21 protein-coding genes are annotated in these 19176 nt (G+C 30.2%); all 21 read left to right on the plus strand.

The window, feature by feature from the left end:
• Positions 1 to 169: 169 nt before the first annotated feature.
• The 21 genes from B3Z56_RS09220 (at position 170) to B3Z56_RS09320 (ending at position 19167) form a co-directional block, all read left to right on the plus strand.
• The gene (locus tag B3Z56_RS09220) at positions 170 to 1363 is read left to right on the plus strand and encodes a pyridoxal phosphate-dependent aminotransferase (RefSeq protein WP_346848378.1); all 1194 of its coding nucleotides are present in this window, start codon (positions 170 to 172) and stop codon (positions 1361 to 1363) included.
• 23 nt (positions 1364 to 1386) lie between these two features.
• Positions 1387 to 1641 (plus strand): HPr family phosphocarrier protein, encoded by a 255-nt coding sequence (locus B3Z56_RS09225; protein WP_035128745.1) that lies wholly within the window; start codon positions 1387 to 1389, stop codon positions 1639 to 1641.
• A gap of 68 nt (positions 1642 to 1709) precedes the next feature.
• On the plus strand, positions 1710 to 2684 hold the full coding sequence (locus tag B3Z56_RS09230) for a tyrosine-type recombinase/integrase (protein ID WP_346848379.1): 975 nt from the start codon (positions 1710 to 1712) through the stop codon (positions 2682 to 2684).
• 69 nt (positions 2685 to 2753) lie between these two features.
• Positions 2754 to 3242 (plus strand): hypothetical protein, encoded by a 489-nt coding sequence (locus B3Z56_RS09235; protein ID WP_346848380.1) that lies wholly within the window; start codon positions 2754 to 2756, stop codon positions 3240 to 3242.
• Positions 3243 to 3405: 163 nt separating this feature from the next.
• A complete protein-coding gene (locus tag B3Z56_RS09240; RefSeq protein ID WP_346848381.1) occupies positions 3406 to 4170 on the plus strand; it encodes an SPOR domain-containing protein in 765 nt (254 codons plus the stop codon).
• A 207-nt stretch (positions 4171 to 4377) separates the two neighbouring features.
• On the plus strand, positions 4378 to 4638 hold the full coding sequence (locus tag B3Z56_RS09245; RefSeq protein WP_035128757.1) for a DUF4321 domain-containing protein: 261 nt from the start codon (positions 4378 to 4380) through the stop codon (positions 4636 to 4638).
• Between the two features lie 9 nt (positions 4639 to 4647).
• Complete coding sequence (locus tag B3Z56_RS09250) at positions 4648 to 5223, plus strand: Maf-like protein (RefSeq protein WP_346878631.1); 576 nt, start codon at positions 4648 to 4650, stop codon at positions 5221 to 5223.
• A 12-nt stretch (positions 5224 to 5235) separates the two neighbouring features.
• Positions 5236 to 5922, plus strand: a complete 687-nt coding sequence (gene radC / locus B3Z56_RS09255) for a RadC family protein (RefSeq protein ID WP_035128763.1) — start codon at positions 5236 to 5238, stop codon at positions 5920 to 5922.
• Between the two features lie 18 nt (positions 5923 to 5940).
• Positions 5941 to 6948, plus strand: coding sequence for a rod shape-determining protein (locus B3Z56_RS09260; RefSeq protein ID WP_346848383.1), 1008 nt, complete (start codon positions 5941 to 5943; stop codon positions 6946 to 6948).
• Between the two features lie 3 nt (positions 6949 to 6951).
• On the plus strand, positions 6952 to 7797 hold the full coding sequence (gene mreC, locus B3Z56_RS09265) for a rod shape-determining protein MreC (RefSeq protein ID WP_346848384.1): 846 nt from the start codon (positions 6952 to 6954) through the stop codon (positions 7795 to 7797).
• Positions 7784 to 8299: a rod shape-determining protein MreD gene (mreD, locus tag B3Z56_RS09270; protein WP_346878632.1), complete on the plus strand. Its 516-nt coding sequence runs from the start codon at positions 7784 to 7786 to the stop codon at positions 8297 to 8299. Before mreC ends, mreD begins: the two co-directional genes overlap by 14 nt.
• 7 nt (positions 8300 to 8306) lie before the next feature.
• Positions 8307 to 11153, plus strand: coding sequence for a penicillin-binding transpeptidase domain-containing protein (locus B3Z56_RS09275; RefSeq protein ID WP_346878633.1), 2847 nt, complete (start codon positions 8307 to 8309; stop codon positions 11151 to 11153).
• 158 nt (positions 11154 to 11311) lie between these two features.
• Positions 11312 to 11944: a septum site-determining protein MinC gene (minC, locus tag B3Z56_RS09280; protein WP_346848387.1), complete on the plus strand. Its 633-nt coding sequence runs from the start codon at positions 11312 to 11314 to the stop codon at positions 11942 to 11944.
• Between the two features lie 16 nt (positions 11945 to 11960).
• On the plus strand, positions 11961 to 12770 hold the full coding sequence (minD, locus tag B3Z56_RS09285) for a septum site-determining protein MinD (protein WP_346848388.1): 810 nt from the start codon (positions 11961 to 11963) through the stop codon (positions 12768 to 12770).
• Positions 12771 to 12772: 2 nt separating this feature from the next.
• Entirely contained in the window at positions 12773 to 13042 is a 270-nt protein-coding gene (gene minE, locus B3Z56_RS09290) for a cell division topological specificity factor MinE (RefSeq protein WP_150843815.1), read from the plus strand.
• A gap of 74 nt (positions 13043 to 13116) precedes the next feature.
• On the plus strand, positions 13117 to 14223 hold the full coding sequence (gene rodA, locus B3Z56_RS09295; RefSeq protein ID WP_346878634.1) for a rod shape-determining protein RodA: 1107 nt from the start codon (positions 13117 to 13119) through the stop codon (positions 14221 to 14223).
• Between the two features lie 11 nt (positions 14224 to 14234).
• Positions 14235 to 14603 (plus strand): methylglyoxal synthase, encoded by a 369-nt coding sequence (gene mgsA / locus B3Z56_RS09300; protein ID WP_035128787.1) that lies wholly within the window; start codon positions 14235 to 14237, stop codon positions 14601 to 14603.
• 237 nt (positions 14604 to 14840) lie between these two features.
• Complete coding sequence (locus tag B3Z56_RS09305; protein ID WP_346848390.1) at positions 14841 to 15656, plus strand: M23 family metallopeptidase; 816 nt, start codon at positions 14841 to 14843, stop codon at positions 15654 to 15656.
• 22 nt (positions 15657 to 15678) lie between these two features.
• Positions 15679 to 16527 (plus strand): site-2 protease family protein, encoded by an 849-nt coding sequence (locus tag B3Z56_RS09310; RefSeq protein ID WP_346848391.1) that lies wholly within the window; start codon positions 15679 to 15681, stop codon positions 16525 to 16527.
• A gap of 104 nt (positions 16528 to 16631) precedes the next feature.
• Complete coding sequence (locus B3Z56_RS09315; protein WP_346878635.1) at positions 16632 to 18491, plus strand: TIGR03960 family B12-binding radical SAM protein; 1860 nt, start codon at positions 16632 to 16634, stop codon at positions 18489 to 18491.
• Positions 18463 to 19167 carry a TIGR03936 family radical SAM-associated protein gene (locus tag B3Z56_RS09320; protein WP_346878636.1) on the plus strand — a complete coding sequence of 235 codons (705 nt, stop codon included), beginning with the start codon at positions 18463 to 18465 and terminating at the stop codon, positions 19165 to 19167. The genes B3Z56_RS09315 and B3Z56_RS09320 overlap by 29 nt, the downstream gene beginning before the upstream one ends.
• The last annotated feature ends 9 nt before the right edge of the window (positions 19168 to 19176 follow it).

The raw sequence follows: 19176 nt of genomic DNA on the forward strand, positions 1-19176 counted from the left end.
ATATGAAGTTCTAATGCATTTTAAAATTCATTAGATGTAGAATATCCAACTCGTTTATTATATTTTTGAGAATATAATTGAATGAAAAGGTTTAAATAATATTTCTTTTATTTGGATAGTTTTAATTATTTTATATTGTAAAGAATAAATATTAATGGGGGTAGTTATAATGATGCTATCAAAAAAAGCAATGGAAATTTCACCATCACTTACATTAGCAATTACAGCAAAGGCTAAAAAGATGAAAGCAGAGGGGATTGACGTTATAGGCTTCGGTGCAGGAGAGCCAGATTTTAATACTCCAAAAAATATACAGCAAGCTGCTATAAAGGCAATTGAAGCAGGTCAAACAAGATATACAGCGGCTTCAGGTATAATTGAATTAAAGGAAGCAGTTGTAAATAAGTTTAAAAAAGATAATAACTTAACTTATAAAACTTCTCAAATTATTATTTCAACAGGAGCTAAACAATGTTTAGCAAATATTTTTCAAGCTATATTAAATCCGGGAGATGAAGTTTTAATAGGTGCTCCATATTGGGTTAGTTATCCAGAACTTGTACAATTGGCTGATGGAGTTCCAACTTTTGTTGACACAGAAGAAAGTAATTCTTTTAAACTAACAATTGAATCTTTAGAAAAAGCAGTAACTAAAAAAACTAAAGCTATGATACTAAATAGCCCTAATAATCCAACAGGAACAGCTTATACGAAAGAAGAGTTAGAGAAAATTGCAACTTTTGCACAAAAACATGATATAATAATTATATCAGATGAAATATATGAAAAACTTTTATATGGAGAAAGTGGTCATATTTCTATAGCAAGTTTATCTGAAGATGCTTATAATAGAACAATAGTAATAAATGGGGTTTCAAAAGCTTATGCTATGACTGGATGGAGAATTGGTTATGCAGCAGCTAGTGAAAAGATAACTTCATTAATGTCAAACATACAAAGTCACACTACTTCAAATCCATGTTCAATATCTCAATATGCATCTGTAGAAGCTTTAAATGGAGATCAAAGCGAAGTTGAAAAAATGAAACAGGAATTTAAAAAGAGAAGAGATTTTATGGTAGATAAAATTAATTCTATAAATAACTTATCCTGTGTTAAACCAGAAGGTGCATTCTACGTTATGGTAAACATATCAAAGGTGTTAAATAAGGAAGTGGACGGAAAGATTATAAAAGACTCTCTTACATTCAGTGACTTACTTCTTGAGAAGGAGAAGGTTGCAGTAATACCTGGTATTGCTTTTGGAGTAGATGATTTTATAAGATTATCTTATGCTACATCTATGGAAAACATAGAAAAAGGATTGAATAGAATAGAAGACTTTGTTAATGGCATAAAATAATTTCTCGTAAATGAGGTGATAATATGCTAACAAAGGAAATAATCATTAATAATCCACAGGGATTGCATGCAAGACCAGCAACTTTATTAGTTCAAAAGGCTACTACTTTTAAGTGTGAAGTTACTATAGAATGTAATGGTAAAGGAGCTAATGCAAAAAGTCTCATTGGAGTATTATCCTTAGGAGTTAATAAGGGATATACAGTAAAAATTATAACTAACGGAACTGATGAGGAACTTGCACTTACAGAAATCATTTCTACTGTAGAAGGATTATAATTCAAATAAAAGAACTGCTTAGGCAGTTCTTTTGTTCTATAGTAGCCTTTGTAAAGGAGGAGGATTTTATGAATGAAATAATATTACATAGTAAAAAGGAACTTTATTTAGAAAAAAATAAACATTTTATTCAATGCTTCCTAGATATTAAGGGTGGAAGAAGTAAATATACAGCTATTAGCTATGAGAAAGACATAAAGGATTTTTATAATAAGTCTGATGTAACTGAAATAACCATAGAAAATATAAGAGAAATAAATATATTTCATGTTCAAAAATTTATCCTTGATTTGCAAAATCAAGGATTATCTTCTGCAACTATTAATAGAAAGATATCATCGCTTTCTGCTCTTTATAAGTGGCTTATGAAGTATGAAGATAATTACAGTGATATAAGAATTATTAAGTATAATCCTTTTGCTAATGTGAAGGAAGAAAAACCTATTGTAACTAATAAAGTTACAGAATTTTTGACTGAGGAAGAAAGTAAGATTTTACTGGGAAGTATTGATACTACAACTGTACTAGGACTTAGGAATAAAGCTATATTAGCATTAGCACTCACCACTGCACTAAGAAAATCAGAAATGATAAATATAAAAATATGTCATATAAAAAAGTATGGAGAGTATGATGTTATAGAAGTCACTAGAAAAGGAAATAAAAAAGATTTAGTAAAGCTTCAACCTAAGGTGAAAAGTTTAATTGAAAAATACATTTTAGTTACAGGAAGAGATAAAGAAGAGTATAACAATAGTTATTTATTTATAGGACACTCCTCTAATAATAGAAATGGAGAGAAGTTAAATCCTAGTACTTTAAACTATATGCTTAAAAATATATGTAGTAAGTGCAATATAAATAAAAAATTAAAAGTTCACTCCACTAGACATACAGCTATAACTATGGCCATTACTCAAGGAGCTACCATAGAAAAAGTTAGAGAATTTGCAGCTCATAGTAGTATTGCTACTACCAATAGATATGTTCACTCTATAGACAAGCTTAAAGATAATCCAGGAGATAATATGGATATAATATAAAGTTATAGGAATTTATTAGAGGCTAAAGGCATACATTTTTAATGTAATATAAAAAATGGAGGTATGTTCATGGCTTTTGATAATGAATATGAATTTGTACCCTTGGCGCCTATGACACATAATTCTTTGCCCGATGAAATGAAAGATTTCATATCTGTATGTGGTATGATGGGAATAATGCCAAGAAATAATTTTATACATCCAATGCAAAAAGAGCTGGCTCAAGTTATAGATTTAAAAGAAACTAATGAGGACATAGATATTCCTGCGGAGACTTATTTAGATGAAGACTTTGAAGATGATGTAGAGAGATATGTAGAGGAGAATGGAAATAGATTATTGAAAGACTTTGATGATGAAAAAGACTTTAATTCTACACCGGTTTCATCAAAAGAAGATAATAATGATGAACTTATGAGGATAGAAAAAGTTATTAAATCCATAGAAAGAAATAATCTAGGAGTATTCAAATTTTTAGAAGTTAATGGAATGCCTTATGACAAGGCAAAAAAATTTATTAGAAGAGTAGTAAGGCTATCAATTCGTTATAATGAATAACATGAATAAAAAAATCGACTATGTCGATTTTTTTAATTTTTATAATAAATTATATAGTAATATTTACCTTTAATTATATATATAAATTAATAGGACACATTATTTTAAGGTTTAAATTTTAAATTATAAATTAATGTTTATTAATTAGAAATGGGGGTATAAAATGAAGTACACAAGATACAATATTAAATCTAAACCAAAGAGTAGTAACAGTTTTTTATTTTATTTAGCTATAACCTTACTTTTGGCATTACTATTAGGAACTTTTATATTTAAATTTGTACTTAAAGACTCAGGTAAAATAGGCTTTATTAAGGGTATAGATATAAATAATTCTGAACAACAACAAAATAGTGGTAAAGTACCTGGTAAAAGTGAAGTAAAGGAAGAAGGAAATTCAACTGGAATAAAGGAAGAAAAAGCTGTGTCAGAATATAATTTTTATATACTACAGTGTGGTGTATTTAAAGTTAAAAGTAACGCTAATGAAACATTAAATAAATTATCAGCCTTTGGTAATCCTTTTATAGGGCAAGAGGGAGAGCTATCTAAGGTGTATTTTGGAATGTATTCTGATAAAAACATAGAAAATGGAGCTTCAATATTAAAAGAAAAGGGAATAGATAATACTAAAGTAACTATAAATATACCTATGGAAGATAATTCTACAAAACAATTTTGTGAAATTGTAGATAGTTTGTTGCAAGTTGTAAATAAGACTTCAGAAAGTGGTGTAAAATCTATTAATACCAGTGAACTTAAAAAGTGGATAGATGGATTGGAGAAAATAGATGAGAACATGAAACAATACAATGAAGTTAATTCTTTGAAGGAATATATAAAGGCTCTTCCAGATGAAGTAGATAAAAATAAGGATGGAGAAGTATTAAAATATGTTTATGACCAGCTAATAAAGTTTAAAAAATAAGGTATATATTATTTTTAATAAGTTGATATAAGGCTATCTGTGAACAAAAGTTCACAGATAGCCTTAATTTATAAAAAAAGTTTAAAAAATTTGTTATAGTCTTGTGTAAAAAAATATTAAATGTTACACTATATTAGATATAAAATGTTATATTGGTTAATACAAATAGTATATTGCACATTTTAAATATACTGGGGGATGTTTTTTATGGGAAAATCATATAAAACCGCTAAAGAGTATGTATTTATAACTCTTCTGGGGGCTATTTCTGGAAGCTTTATTGGAGAATTTTTAGGAAATACTTTTAAAGCCTTAGATTTTTTAGGAAAAAACTACTTTATAGGATTAAAAAATCCTTTAGTCATTGATTTAAAGGTCTTAGAATTAACTTTTGGACTAGGATTTGGTTTGAATTTAATGGCTATAGTAGGTATGGTTTTAGCAATAGTATTATTTAAGAGATTCTAGGAGGAAGTTATGGATATAGTATTAGCTTCTGCATCACCAAGAAGACAGGAATTATTAAAAAGGTTAGTAGATAATTTTAAAATAGAGATTAGTAACTTTGATGAGTATTCTGTTGAATTTCAAGGTGATATAGATAAACATGTGTGTGATTTAGCTGAAGGAAAAGCTAGAAATATTTTGAATAAAGTGCAGAAAGATAGTATTGTCATAGGCTGTGATACTGTAGTATATTTAAATGGGAAAATTCTTGGGAAACCAATAAATGATAAAGATGCATTTGAAATGCTAAGGTCACTCAGTGGAAATGTACATAAAGTTTATTCCGGGCTAGTTTTAATAAACAGTAAAACCAAGGAATTAATAAGAAAAAGCGTTTGTACTGAAGTTAAATTTATGAACCTATCTGAGGATATGATACTTAGGTATATTGAATCAGGTCAATGTAATGGTAAAGCTGGTGCCTATGGGATACAAGATAATGCTGCTATTTTTGTGGAGAATATTAATGGCTGTTATTACAATGTAGTAGGATTGCCTTTAAATACTTTATATTTATCACTAAGGGAGATGGGGGTAAATCAATAAAGGAGTTAGTTTATGAACTATAAATTAAAGATTAAAGATTTACCTAAAAATGAAAGACCTAGAGAAAAAATGTTAAGGTATGGGGCAGAATACCTGTCTAATTCTGAACTTTTAGCCCTTATATTGAGGACTGGAACAAAGGAAGATAGTGTTTTAAATCTATGTGATAGGTTATTATCTCATTGTGGAGGCATAAATGGAATTTCCAGCCCCAGTATTAATGATTTAAAGCAGGTAAAAGGAATAGGGGAGGTTAAAGCTACTCAAGTTTTAGCCCTTGCAGAGCTAGCTACCAGATTTAATTCTTTTAAATCCGGTGAAGAGCATATTGTAAGTAGTCCTAAAGATGTGTCTAATTATATGATGAGACAAATGAAAGGTTTAAAAAAAGAATATTTTAAGCTAATTATGTTAAATACTAAAAACATAATTATATCAGTTAAAGATATTTCTATAGGAAATTTAAATAGTTCCATTGTTCATCCGAGAGAAGTCTTTATAGAAGCTATAAAGCTTAGTAGTGCATCAGTGATATTGTGTCACAATCATCCATCAGGTGATCCAACACCTAGCAAAGAGGATATACTAATAACTAAAAGACTAAAGGAGTGTGGAACATTACTAGGAATAGAAGTTTTAGATCATATTATTATTGGTAACGAAGCTTATATAAGCTTAAAAGAAAAAGGTATTATATAGATTGAGAGGAGAGTTTTTATGGGTTTTTTTGGAAGTACTAGAGACATTGGAATAGATTTAGGAACTGCAAACACATTAGTATATATTAAAGGAAAAGGTATCGTACTTAGAGAACCTTCCGTTGTAGCAATAAATAAAAATACAGGAAAAGTTTTAGCTGTAGGTAATGAAGCTAAAAATATGATAGGTAGAACACCAGGAAATATTGTAGCTATAAGACCAATGAAAGATGGAGTTATAGCAGATTTTGATGTAACTGAAAAAATGCTTAGACATTTTATTGAAAAAGTTGGAGGTAAAAATTCCTTTAAAAGTCCAAGAATCGTAGTTTGTTTCCCATCTGGGGTAACTGAAGTAGAGAAGAGAGCGATTGAAGAAGCAACTAAGAGTGCTGGAGCTAGAGAAGTTGGATTATTAGAAGAACCAATGGCAGCAGCTATAGGTGCTGGACTTCCAGTTGGAGAACCTACAGGAAGCATGGTTGTAGATATCGGTGGAGGTACTACAGAAGTAGCAATAATATCTTTAGGTGGAGTTGTTACAAGTATGTCATTAAGAGTTGCAGGTGATGAATTAGATCAAGCGATTATAGCATACATAAAAAAACAATATAACTTAATGATTGGTGAGAGAACTTCAGAAAATATAAAAATACAATTAGGTTCAGCTTATGAGGTAGAAGAAAAGGCAGAGAATATGCAAATTAGAGGAAGAGATTTAATAAGTGGTCTTCCTAAAGTAGTAGAAATAGGTGAAGATGAAGTAAGAGAAGCTTTAAGAGAACCTGTATACTCTATTATAGAGGCTATAAAAACAACACTAGAAAAAACACCACCAGAACTTGCAGCAGATATTATGGATAAAGGTATAATGCTTACAGGTGGAGGAGCCTTATTAAAAGGATTAGATGCACTAATAGCCCATGAAACCCATATGCCAGTAAATATAGCAGAAATACCATTAGATTGTGTAGCTGTAGGAACTGGAAAAGCATTAGATAATGTAGATATTATGAGTAGAAGATAAAAAATGAAGATATTCAAGAATAAGCTGGCAGTAATAGTTATACTACTGTCAGTGTCCTTTTTGGGGTTAATTGGTTATTCAGTTCAAAAAGACAAGATGTCCATGGTGGAAAATGGTGTAGGAAGTGCTATAAACTCTGTTCAAGGTGTTGTTTATAAAATAGGTAGTAAAATAAAAAGTTCTTTTAGTTTAGTACTTAATATAGGAAATATAAAAAGTGAAAATGATGAGTTAAAAAAACAAAATGAGAAGTTGAAATTTAATGCTATTCAAAATGATATTTTAAGAAAAGAAAATGACAGACTTAGAGGCATGTTAAACTTTGCTGATGCAAATGGTCAGTATAATTATATAGGTGTAGATATTTTGGGTTTAGTTGGAAATAATTTTTTGGATGGATATGTAATCAATAAAGGCGAAAAAGATGGAATAGAAAAAGGTATGATTGCATTGGAAGGAGAAGGACTAGTTGGTCAAGTTACTAGCGTTGGTAGTAATTGGAGTATAGTTCAATCTATTTGTAATGAGAATATGGCTGTAGCAGGATATGTATTGAGCACTGAAGAAAGTAATGGTATTGTAAAGGGTTATAAGGGAAATGAAGATAAATTTCTTACGGAAATTACAGGACTTTCCTTAGATTCAAAAATTAAAGAAGGGGACACTATACTAACCTCTGGACTAGGTGGCATATATCCAAAAGGAATTAAAATAGGAGAAGTTCTAGAAATTTATGAGGATAGAGCAAAGGTTGTAAAGAGTGCAATTGTGAAGCCTGCAGTAGATTTTAATAAGGTAGAGCAACTTGTAATTATAGTGCCAAAGGAAAAAAGAGATGTTAAAAACTAATAATAAATTTAAAAAAATATTATATTTATTTTTAATAATCACCATTCTTTTTATTTTTGATAATACCATTATAACTTTTTTTGCTATTAAAAATATATATCCAAGCGTTCTTTTTGTATTTATAGTTTGTTATTCCATGATAAATGGATATGATGAAGCAACAATTATTGGTGTTATAACAGGGATTCTTCAAGATATTTATTTTCCGGGAGTCATGGGAATTAACATGTTAATAAACATGTTAATTTGTTTAATGGCAGCTAAAATTGGAAAAGGAATTTTTAAGGATAAGGTTATAATACCTATTTTTTCAACATTCCTACTAAGTTTACTAAAGAGTATTGCTATTTTTGCTATATTTATATTAATAGGAGCTAGTAATAATTTTTTACACTTAATCATATATAAAGCTATTTATGAGATGATAATAGCTTTACTGATATATAGGATTATACTTAAGTTTAGTGAAACCAAAACTATAAAAAAGGAATGGAGATTCTAAAAAAAGTATGAAAAAAAATAAAAAAATAATTAGAAATAAAAAAAATAAAAAAAATAAAAAAAGTTTTTCAAGATATAATTTATTTTATATAGCTATGGTAGTTATCTTCATTGGAATTACTTCAAGATTACTTTTTTTACAAATAGTAATGGTAGAGGATTATAGAGAAAGAGCAAATAGCAATAAATATAAAACAGTATCCGTTGCAGCAGCTAGAGGAGATATAGTAGATAGAAATGGTAAAGTTTTTGCCGAAAGTGTACAAAATTATGTATTACAATTTAGTGAAACTGAAGAAAGTAAAAAACATTTCTTTAAAACTATGTCTAGAGTTTTTGAAATATTAGATAAAAAGCAAATACCAATTGTAGATGAATTTCCTATAATTATAAATAATGAAGGAAAGCTAGAATATAACTTTAAAGCTACCGATGAATCAAGCAGAAAATGGCTAGAACTTAGATTTAAAAAGGATAGAGGTTTTTTAGAGCAGGTAGTAAAGAAAGAATATGGTGAGGGTAAGAAGGTTTCAGAGCTTACAGATGAACAAAAAAAAAATATGGATGCTTTGTTATTACAGATAACTGCAGAAGAGGCCTATAAAACTTTAGAGAAAGATTATGGTGTAGATAGATACTATGAGTTAACCCTTCATGAAAGAAGAAGATTTTTACTATTAAAAGATGCTATGAAGATGCAAAGTTTTTCAGGGTATAGCCCAGTAGTAATTGCAAACACTTTAGATCAAGAAACAGCCTTTGTATTTGAGCAACTACAACCAGATATGCCAGGTATAATAGTTGATACTCAGCCTATGAGAGCTTATCCTAATGGAGAGTTGGGTTCTGCATTTCTAGGATACATGTCTCAAATTAACCCTTGGGAACAAGAAAAATATGAAGAAAAGGGTTATGATGTAAGTACTGATGACATAGGAAAAGCAGGTATTGAAGCAGCTTATGAATCCTATTTAAAGGGAACTAAGGGACAAGAGAGTATAGAAATTAATAAGCAGGGACGTAGAGTTAGAACTCTAGGACAGGTAGAAGCTTATCAAGGAAAAACTGTGCAATTAAATATTGATATGGATGTACAAAGAGCTGCAGAAAAGGCACTAGATGAAGTGATGACTAATCTTCAAAAGAGTGGAAAAAATTATTATGGAGATAGTACTAACGCCACTAGAGGAGCAGCTGTAGCCATAAGTACTAAGGGGGAAGTGTTAGCCCTTGTTAGTAAACCAGGCTTTGATCCTAATATATTCACAGACCCTGGAAAATTAACTACTGAATTGTCACAACAATATTTTAACCCAGATTTAGAAGCTATGGGAAAAGAGTATATAAAAAAAAGAGGTCTTGCAAATATAAAGGGCATTTTAACAGATAAGGAATTAACTTTAAGTTTAGCAGAAAGAGAACAACTATTGCTTGATAGAATGTTCCCAATAGATAAAAGTATACCAGGAAATACTACAAGAAGAGAAGATAGATATGATATATTCCCTAAACCTTTTTATAATTACGGAACCTTATCGTTAGTTCCACCAGGATCTACCTTTAAACCGGCTACTGCGCTTGCGGGGTTAGAGGAAGGTGTTATTACTGAAGACACTACAGTTATAGATGATGGATATTATACTAAGAGATATTCAAGTTATAAAGGAGCATGTTGGATATATAATATGCATGGTGGCTCTCATGGACGTACAAATGTGAAAAAAGCTTTAGAAGTTTCGTGCAACTATTTTTTCTATGACGTAGCTGATCGTCTTTTTGTGAAAGGCGGAGCAGAGAATAATCCTAAAAATGCTTTAGATTTAATAGCAAAATATGGTTGGCAACTAGGGCTAGGATTACCGCAAGGTAGCGATTTAAAAGCTTCTACAGGTATAGAAATTGAAGAAAATTTTGGTCAAATATATAATTATGAATCAAGTAAAAATGTTCAAGCCAATACATTTATAAATCGAATGGCTGAAGACTTACAAAAAGGAATTAGCTCAGTGAATGCATCATCTCACTACAAGCCTTTTGATATTACTCAACAAGATGAGAGTGGTAGCAGAAAAGAATTAGAACAAATAAAACTTACTAACTCTAAGAAAAAGACTTTAGTGGATACTATTAGGGGTGAAATGAAAAAAGATGAAAGATCTGACTATGATAGTATTATGAAAATATTGAAGCCTTTAGTTGAAGATATTATTAACACTAACGAAGATATAAAGGCATTAGGATATTCTGAAGCAGATATAGATAATATTGTTCGTGCAATGTATAATGCTATAAATGATACTAATGTATATATTAAATCCGCAGCTAATGCCTATGATGCATCCATAGGTCAAGGTATGAATCAATTTACACCACTACAACTAGCTAGTTACCTTGCTACCCTTTTAAATGGTGGAGAAAGATATGAAGTAAAGCTAGTTGATAAAATCATTGATAGTAAGACTAAAGAAGTAATAGAAGATATAGAACCAAAACTTATAAGTAAAGCTAGTTTCAATAAGGCAAATATCGATATTATTAAAGAGGGAATGGGAAAGGTTACTCAAGGAGAAGATGGTACATCATCTACAGTATTCAATGGGTTTCCTATACGTACTGGAGGTAAAACAGGTACATCTAATATAATATCAACTGAAGAGATGCAAAAAGCTACTGGAAGGGATGCAGCTTCTGTATATGTAGGCTTTGCACCCTTTGATAATCCAGAGATTGTAGTATGTTCTATAGTATTTGATGCTGCCCATGGTGATGGAACTATTGCCAAGGCAATGTTCGAAGCTTATTTTAAGGAAGAAATATTAAAAACTAATCCTAATTATGAATTTAAATATAAATAAAGAAAATAACAAATGGATTACCATTTGTTATTTTTTTAAAGGAATATTGTTATATAATAAGTATTTCAACAAAAAAATTATTTTTTCTCAATATAAAGAAGGAATTTAGGCTCTATACGTTGAAATAGTAAGAATATCTCGATATGTGGAGGTTGCATATGCAAGATGATGGTATAAAATTTAAAGGCGAAAAAGATGGACTTAATTTAGTTGTAAATATTAAACTCTTTAGCTCTATAGAAAGCTTAATTGAAGCATTGAGAGTAAAGCTTCGAAAGGGTAGAAGGTTCTATAAGGGTGCCTCCATTAAAATAACTGTAGATATGAGGCAGTTGGAATCTAGAGATTTAAGAGCAATAAGAGACTTTTTATCAACGGAATTTATGATAAAGGATTGCTCCTTTATAAATTTAGAAGATAGTAATAAAAAGGTTTTTAATGGTATACATGAAGGAAAAACTAAATTTGTCAGAAAAACTATAAGAAGTGGTCAAAGATTTGAATATTCAGGAAACATAGTTATTGTAGGAGATGTTAATTCTGGAGCAGAGGTATATGCCGCAGGAAATATAGTGGTATTAGGCTCTGTTAAAGGTAGTGTGTATGCTGGGATTAATGGTAATAATGGTGCTATAATAGCAGCCTTTGCATTAACACCACAAATAATGCAAATTGCTGATCTTATCACTAGATCTCCAGAAGATATGGACAAACCTAGGTATCCAGAATTGGCAAGAATTAAAAATGGAAATATTGTTTTAGAACCATATTCAATAAATAAATATATTTAATCGGAGGTATTAGTAAATGGGAGAGGCTATAGTTATAACATCTGGGAAAGGTGGAGTAGGAAAAACTACTACTACAGCAAACATAGGTACAGCTTTAGCATCAATGGATAAAAAAGTAGTTGTTATCGATGGAGATACAGGATTAAGAAACTTAGATGTTCTCATGGGACTTGAAAATAGAGTGGTATTTACATTAGTTGATGTTATTGAAGAAAAGTGTAGATTGAAACAAGCACTTATAAAAGATAAGAGGTTTAACAATTTATTTCTTCTTCCAACAGCACAAACAAGAGATAAAAATGATGTAGATATAAATGAAATGTTAAGAGTAGTAACCCAGTTAAAACAAGAGTTTGATTATGTAATTTTAGACTGTCCTGCGGGTATTGAACAAGGTTTTGAGAATGCCATTGTAGGGGCAGACTGGGCTATTGTTGTTGTAAATCCAGAAATCACATCTGTCAGAGATGCAGATAGGGTTATTGGAAAATTAGATGCGAAAGGGATAGAAAGACAGGAACTTATAGTTAACAGAATGAACTTTGATATGGCTAAGAATGGGGAAATGTTGACTATAGAAGATATAAAGGAGTGTTTAGCTATTAAAGTTATAGGGGTAGTTCCAGATGATAGAAAAGTAACCATATCTACTAATAAAGGTGAGCCTATAGTGTTAGACAGTTCTGCTTATGCTGGTCAAGCCTTTAAGAATATAGGAAGTAGAATTTTAGGAGAAGAAGTACCATTCCTAGATTTTAATGAATTATACGGTCAAAAAGGATTTATGGGTGCAATAAAAAAATTATTTGGAGGAGGTAGAAATTAGATATGGACTTGTTTAAAATTTTTTCAAGCAAAGTATCTTCAAAGGATATTGCTGCAGATAGATTAAAACTTATTCTAGTCCATGATAGAGCTACCGTTTCGCCAGATTTTTTAGAGAATATTAAAATGGAGTTGCTTAAGACTATATCTAATTATGCAGAAATTGAAAGTGGAGAAGAGATTGAAATAAGAATAACTACTAGTGATGAATATGATGGGAACTCCCCAGCTTTAGTGGCTAGTATACCTATTAAAAAAGTTAAGAGAAGGTAATCAAAAAAGCTATGTTTTCATAGCTTTTTTTCCTTGTTATGATATAATAGGAACAGGTATGGAGGGAGATGCAAATGAATAAATTATTAGAAAAATTTAAAATTAATGATAAGTTAATTAAAAATATAGATTTTAGTATTTTAATTGTAGTATTTTTAATTGTAGCCTTTGGTATAGTTAATATTTATTCTGCCATTGGAGCTAAGTATGCCATGCTTCAATTTGCTTGGATGATTGTAGGTATGATAACTATATACTTCATATTAACTTTAGACTATGTTCAACTTTTAAATTATGCCCCTGTTATATATTGGGCAGCGGTTATACTTTTGCTTTTCAATGATATAACCGGTAAAGCGGTAAATGGAGCTAATGCATGGATTCAAATAGGAAATAGAGCCATTCAACCTGGAGAGTTTGCCAAAATAGGTATGATTCTTATGGTTGCAAAGGTTATAGAAGATGCTGAAGGGGATATAAATAATTTAAAAACATTTTTTAAGGTTTTATTTTATGCAGTAATTCCAGTGATACTAATTGTAATACAACCAGATATGGGACTTACCATGGTTTCGTTTTTTATAATGTTAGGTATAGTGATTGTAGCAAACTTAAATTGGAAGGTCATAGTTGGAGGACTTACTGCATTAACAGCTGCTGTTGTAGGATTCTTTTATTCACCTTTTATGAAACCATATTGGAAATTAAGGTTTTTAGCAGTTATTAACCCGGAAGACTATGCACAAACAGAAGGGATGCAGTTAATTCAATCTAAAATAGCCATAGGTTCTGGTGGAATATTTGGTATGGGATTTATGAATGGAAAACAATATAAGTTTGTACCAGAAAACCATACAGACTTTATCTTTGCTGTATTAGGTGAAGAATGGGGATTAGTTGGCGCTCTAGTACTTATGATGTTATATGGAATACTTTTATGCAAACTTATAAATATAGCAAAGAACTCAAAAGATATAGCTGGAGGTATTATAGTGGTAGGTGTAATAGCATCTATACTATTTTCAATAATTCAAAATATCGGGATGACCATTGGATTACTTCCTATATCAGGTATAACATTACCTTTTGTTAGTTATGGTGGAAGTTCTATGTTAACTTATTTTATATCTTTAGGATTAGCTTTAAATATAGGTATGAGAAAGAATAAAATTAATTTTTAGGAGTGATTTAAATGAGAGTTGCATTGGTTGCACACGATAAAAAGAAGGATGACATCATTGATTTTGCTAAAAGATATAAGGATGTGCTAAAGGATCATGAACTTTATGCTACAGGCACTACAGGGAAACTTATAAATGAAATAGTTGGTCTTCCTATATATAGATTTTTATCAGGCCCCTTAGGCGGCGACCAACAAATAGGAGCAAGACTTGCAGAAGGAAATATGGATATGATAATTTTTTTAAGAGATCCTCTTACAGCTCAACCCCATGAACCTGATGTAACAGCCCTTATAAGACTCTCAGATGTTCACTGTATACCTCTTGCAACTAATATAGGTACAGCAGAAGTATTCATGAAGGCTTTAAAAAACAGATAATAAAATTAATAATAATATTAATAAAATAAGCTGTCTCAAGACAATTTGTCAATCTTTTTAAAATGTTGAATTTGTACTTTAATATAAGTCCATGATTAACATTATTTTAGGATTGGCATATACTGAGACAGCCTTTTTTTATTATGCTCTTATGAAAATAAATTTTCATACCCATCATAAAGTTAGTTTTTTTTAATATATATAAATTAGTAATAATAAATTATGGGGGGATATTTTATGGGAATTTATAATGAATATTATCAAAAATATTATTCTAATATGAAAAAACAAACAGGAACCAGTGAGTATAAACCTACAAAATATAGTGGAAATAGTACTAAAGGTAGTAACAATAAATTAAATAGTAGAAGAAATACCTTCCCCATTTATTTAAACATTTTTGGGAAAGGCTTTGCTAATATATTGATTATTCAATGCGTAATAGTTCTAGTTCTTCTAGCTGGACTATTTCTCGCTAGAACATATCCTAACAGTTACGTTAATAAGGTATATGATAAGAGTATAGCAATTATAAATAATGGTTTATTGAAGGAAAAAAATATTACTGTGGAAAATATAGTCCAAGCATTTAAAGAGAAAAATATATTGGATGTATTTAAGGAAGAAAAAATAACTGAAGTTTTTAATGAAGTAAAGTCTATGGTTAGTTTTGAAGAAAAGAAAGAAAATTATATAAAAGAAAACTATGTAAACCCCATAACCATAAAGGATAAAAATCAAATCACTATAAAAGATAATAGACTTTCTTTAAGCCTAACTAATGAAAGTGATATAAAGGCATCCTTTCCAGGAAAGGTAAAGAGTGTCACTGAAGGAAAAGAAATTACTTTAATCCTAGACTATGGTGATGGTATTGAGATGAAATATTATGGTCTAAGCGGTAGCAAAGTTAAAATTGGAGATGCTGTTGATACAGGAGAAGTTATCGGTACAGTTAAGGGAGATGAAGGCAATATATTAAGTATAGAAGTATTTTATATGGGAAATATTTTAAACCCAGAGAAATGCTTTAATTTTGAAACTATGATATAGCAAGATTATTAGGGGGAAATCATTGATACGAATAAGCAAATACTTAATACCCTATATAATTTTAATATTGATTATAGGATTTAAAAGTGAGTTAATTATAGGTTTTATAATCATAATCATCCATGAAATTATTCATTTAATAACAGCAAGAATATTAGGTTATTCAGGATTTTCTATAGATATATTACCAATAGGTACTACACTAAAATTAAAGGAGCTAGAAGAGGCAACTCCTAAGGAAGATATTATTATATCCTTAAGTGGTCCAATAGGGAATTTTTTAATTGCTTTAACTAGTTATTTTTTAGGCAGATATTTTTCTAATTCTAATTTTATTGAATTTTGCAATTATAATTTAGTTATAGGCATATTTAATCTTATACCAGCATTTCCTTTAGATGGAGGTCGTATATTAAGAGATATTCTTAATATTAAGCTCATATATAAAAAAGCTAATAAGATTGCGCTAAATATAAGTATAGTAATAGGATATATATTTGGAGCAATCTTTTTAATGGGATTATGCATGGAGCGACTGGTTTTAGATTTTGCCTTTTTTTCTATATTTATATTAATGATTTCCTATAAGGAAAAAGGGAGGATAGCTTATATAATAATGGGATATATCATCAAAAAAAAGGAAAAGCTAATAGGTAGAGGATACCTAGAAAATAAAAGTATTTCTGTTTATTACAAAATAAATATATTACAATTAATAGAATTAATAGATAAAAACAAGTATAATGTATTTACTGTACTTGATGATGAAATGAACATGATAGGAGTTTTATATGAAGAGGACATATTAAATGGAATTAAGGAATTGGGAAATATAACTCTTGAAGAACTTCTAGAAAGCTATGAAAAATAGTATAGTTACTTGAAATATTATATAGTTGTGCTAAAATGAAACTTAGCTTTAGCGGATGTAAAATCCTCTTAAGCTAAGTTGAATTAACTTAAGGAGGATACTCAATGAATAAAATTTCCGACGATATTTTGTACAGAGTTGAGAAACCAGCTAGATATATAGGTGGAGAATTAAACTCATATAATAAAGATAAAAACAGTGTAGATATTAGATATGCTTTTTGTTTCCCAGATGTTTATGAAGTGGCAATGTCCCACTTGGGAACAAAAATTCTATATCATCTTATGAATGAGAGAGAGGATACCTTCTGTGAAAGATGCTTTGCACCTTGGCCAGATATGGAAAAACTACTAAGAGAAAATAACATTCCACTAGGAACTCTTGAAACTAAGGATTCCCTTAGTGAATTTGATATTTTAGGATTCACTCTTCAATATGAAATGAGCTATACTAATATTTTAAATATGTTAGATATGTGTAATATACCAGTTAGAGCTTCAAAAAGGGGAGAAGAATATCCTATCATCATGATGGGAGGTCCTTGTGCTTATAACCCTGAGCCTTTATATGATATAGCTGATGTCTTCATATTAGGTGAAGGAGAAGAAGTTACCCATGATGTTTTAGATGTTTATAAGGAAATGAAGGGTAAATCAAAGGCCGAATACCTAAGAGCTATTTCAAAGATTCAAGGAGTTTATGTACCATCCATTTATGACGTAAATTACAATGAAGATGGCACTATTAAGGACATGACTCCAAAGTATGAGGATGTACCTAAAACTGTTAAAAAGAGAATAGTTTCAGATTTTAATGCTAACAATTCTCCAGAAAAATTCATAGTTCCTTATACAGAAATTATCCATGATAGAATAGTTATAGAGACCTTTAGAGGCTGTACAAGGGGATGTAGATTCTGCCAAGCAGGAATGATATACAGACCAGTTAGAGAAAAAACCACAGAAAAGCTTATGGAAGAAATTGATGTTCTAGTAAAAAACACAGGTTATCAGGAGATTTCTCTAAGTTCCTTAAGTATTTGTGATTACTCTAATATCCAAAACTTAATATTTTCTTTAATTGAAAAGTATGGAGAAGAAAAAATAGGAGTATCTATACCATCAATTAGAATAGATGCCTTCTCTGTAGATTTAATAAAGGAGATACAAAAGGTAAGAAAGACAGGATTAACCTTTGCTCCAGAAGCTGGAACTCAAAGGATGAGAGATGTAATAAACAAAGGGGTAACAGAAGAAGACTTATTAAGATCTGCTAGAAATGCCTTTGAATCAGGTTGGTCAACTATAAAGCTATACTTTGTTATAGGACTTCCTTACGAAACCGTAGAAGACGTAGAAGGAATTGCACATTTAGCAGAAAAGGTAGTAGAGGAATACTTCCATGTACCTAGGGATGTAAGAAAGAGGGGCTTAAGAGTTACAGTAAGTACTTCTATATTAGTACCAAAGCCATTTACACCTTTCCAATGGGCTCCAATGAATCAAGTGGCTGAAGTGAGAGAAAAAATTTCAAGTCTTAGAGATGCTATAAAAAGTAAGGCTATTAACTACAATTGGCATGAATCGGCACTTAGCTACCTAGAAGCAGTATTTGCAAGAGGGGATAGAAAACTTTGTGATGTTCTAGTGAAGGCCTTTGAAAAGGGCGCTAGGTTTGATGGCTGGAACGAGTATTTCAACTTTGAATTGTGGCAAGAAGCTTTTGAAGAATGTGGGGTAGATGGAGATTTCTATGCTTATAGAGAAAGAAGTTATGATGAAATCTTACCATGGGACTTCATTGATATAGGAGTAAGTAAAAGCTATCTAATAAGTGAAAATGAAAAAGCTAAAGAAATGGTTTTAACACCAGACTGTAGAGAGAGATGTACAGGATGTGGAATTAATACTAGCTTTAAGGAAAGGGAGTGCTTTCATGGTGCGTTATTTAATAAAATACACTAAAGAAAGTGAAATAAAGTTTTTATCTCATTTAGATTTAATGAGAACTATACAAAGAGTTATAAGAAGAGCAAAACTACCAATAGAGTATTCTAAGGGGTTTAATCCTCATATGAGCATATCTATAGCACAACCCCTATCAGTAGGGGTATATTCTACAGGAGAATACTTAGATGCAGTGTTTATTGAAGCATTTGATGAAAATGAAATTCTAAAGACTTTAAATGAAAATACAGTAGGTGGAGTTAAATTTTTATCCGTTACCAAGGTAGCCAGAAAAGAAGGACAGAAAAATCAACAAGCAATGGCTACCATAGATGCAGCTAAATATATAATAAAGTTTAAACTTCAGGATGAGTCTGCACTAGATATAGATTCTTTATTGGATTTAAGTCAATGGACAATTTTAAAGAAATCTAAATCAGGAGAAAAGGAAACAGATATTAAGCCTTTAGTTAAAGAAATAAAGTACTCCATAGATAATAAAATGTTAACTATAGAAGGACTTCTTAGTTGTGGAAGCAGAGAAAACCTATCAGCAAGTTTACTTAGTGAATTTATAAAAACTCATGTAAAGGGAATTAAGGAAGATGCCTTTGTTGATATAAAAAGAGTAGAAATGTATGCTTTTAAAGGAAAAGAACTACTTACACTTCAAGAGTATTTTGCACAGTACTAGGAGTTGATT

The sequence above is a fragment of the Clostridium sp. UBA7791 genome, from assembly GCF_002480755.1.
Taxonomy (GTDB): Bacteria; Bacillota; Clostridia; order Clostridiales; family Clostridiaceae; genus Clostridium_J; species Clostridium_J sulfidigenes.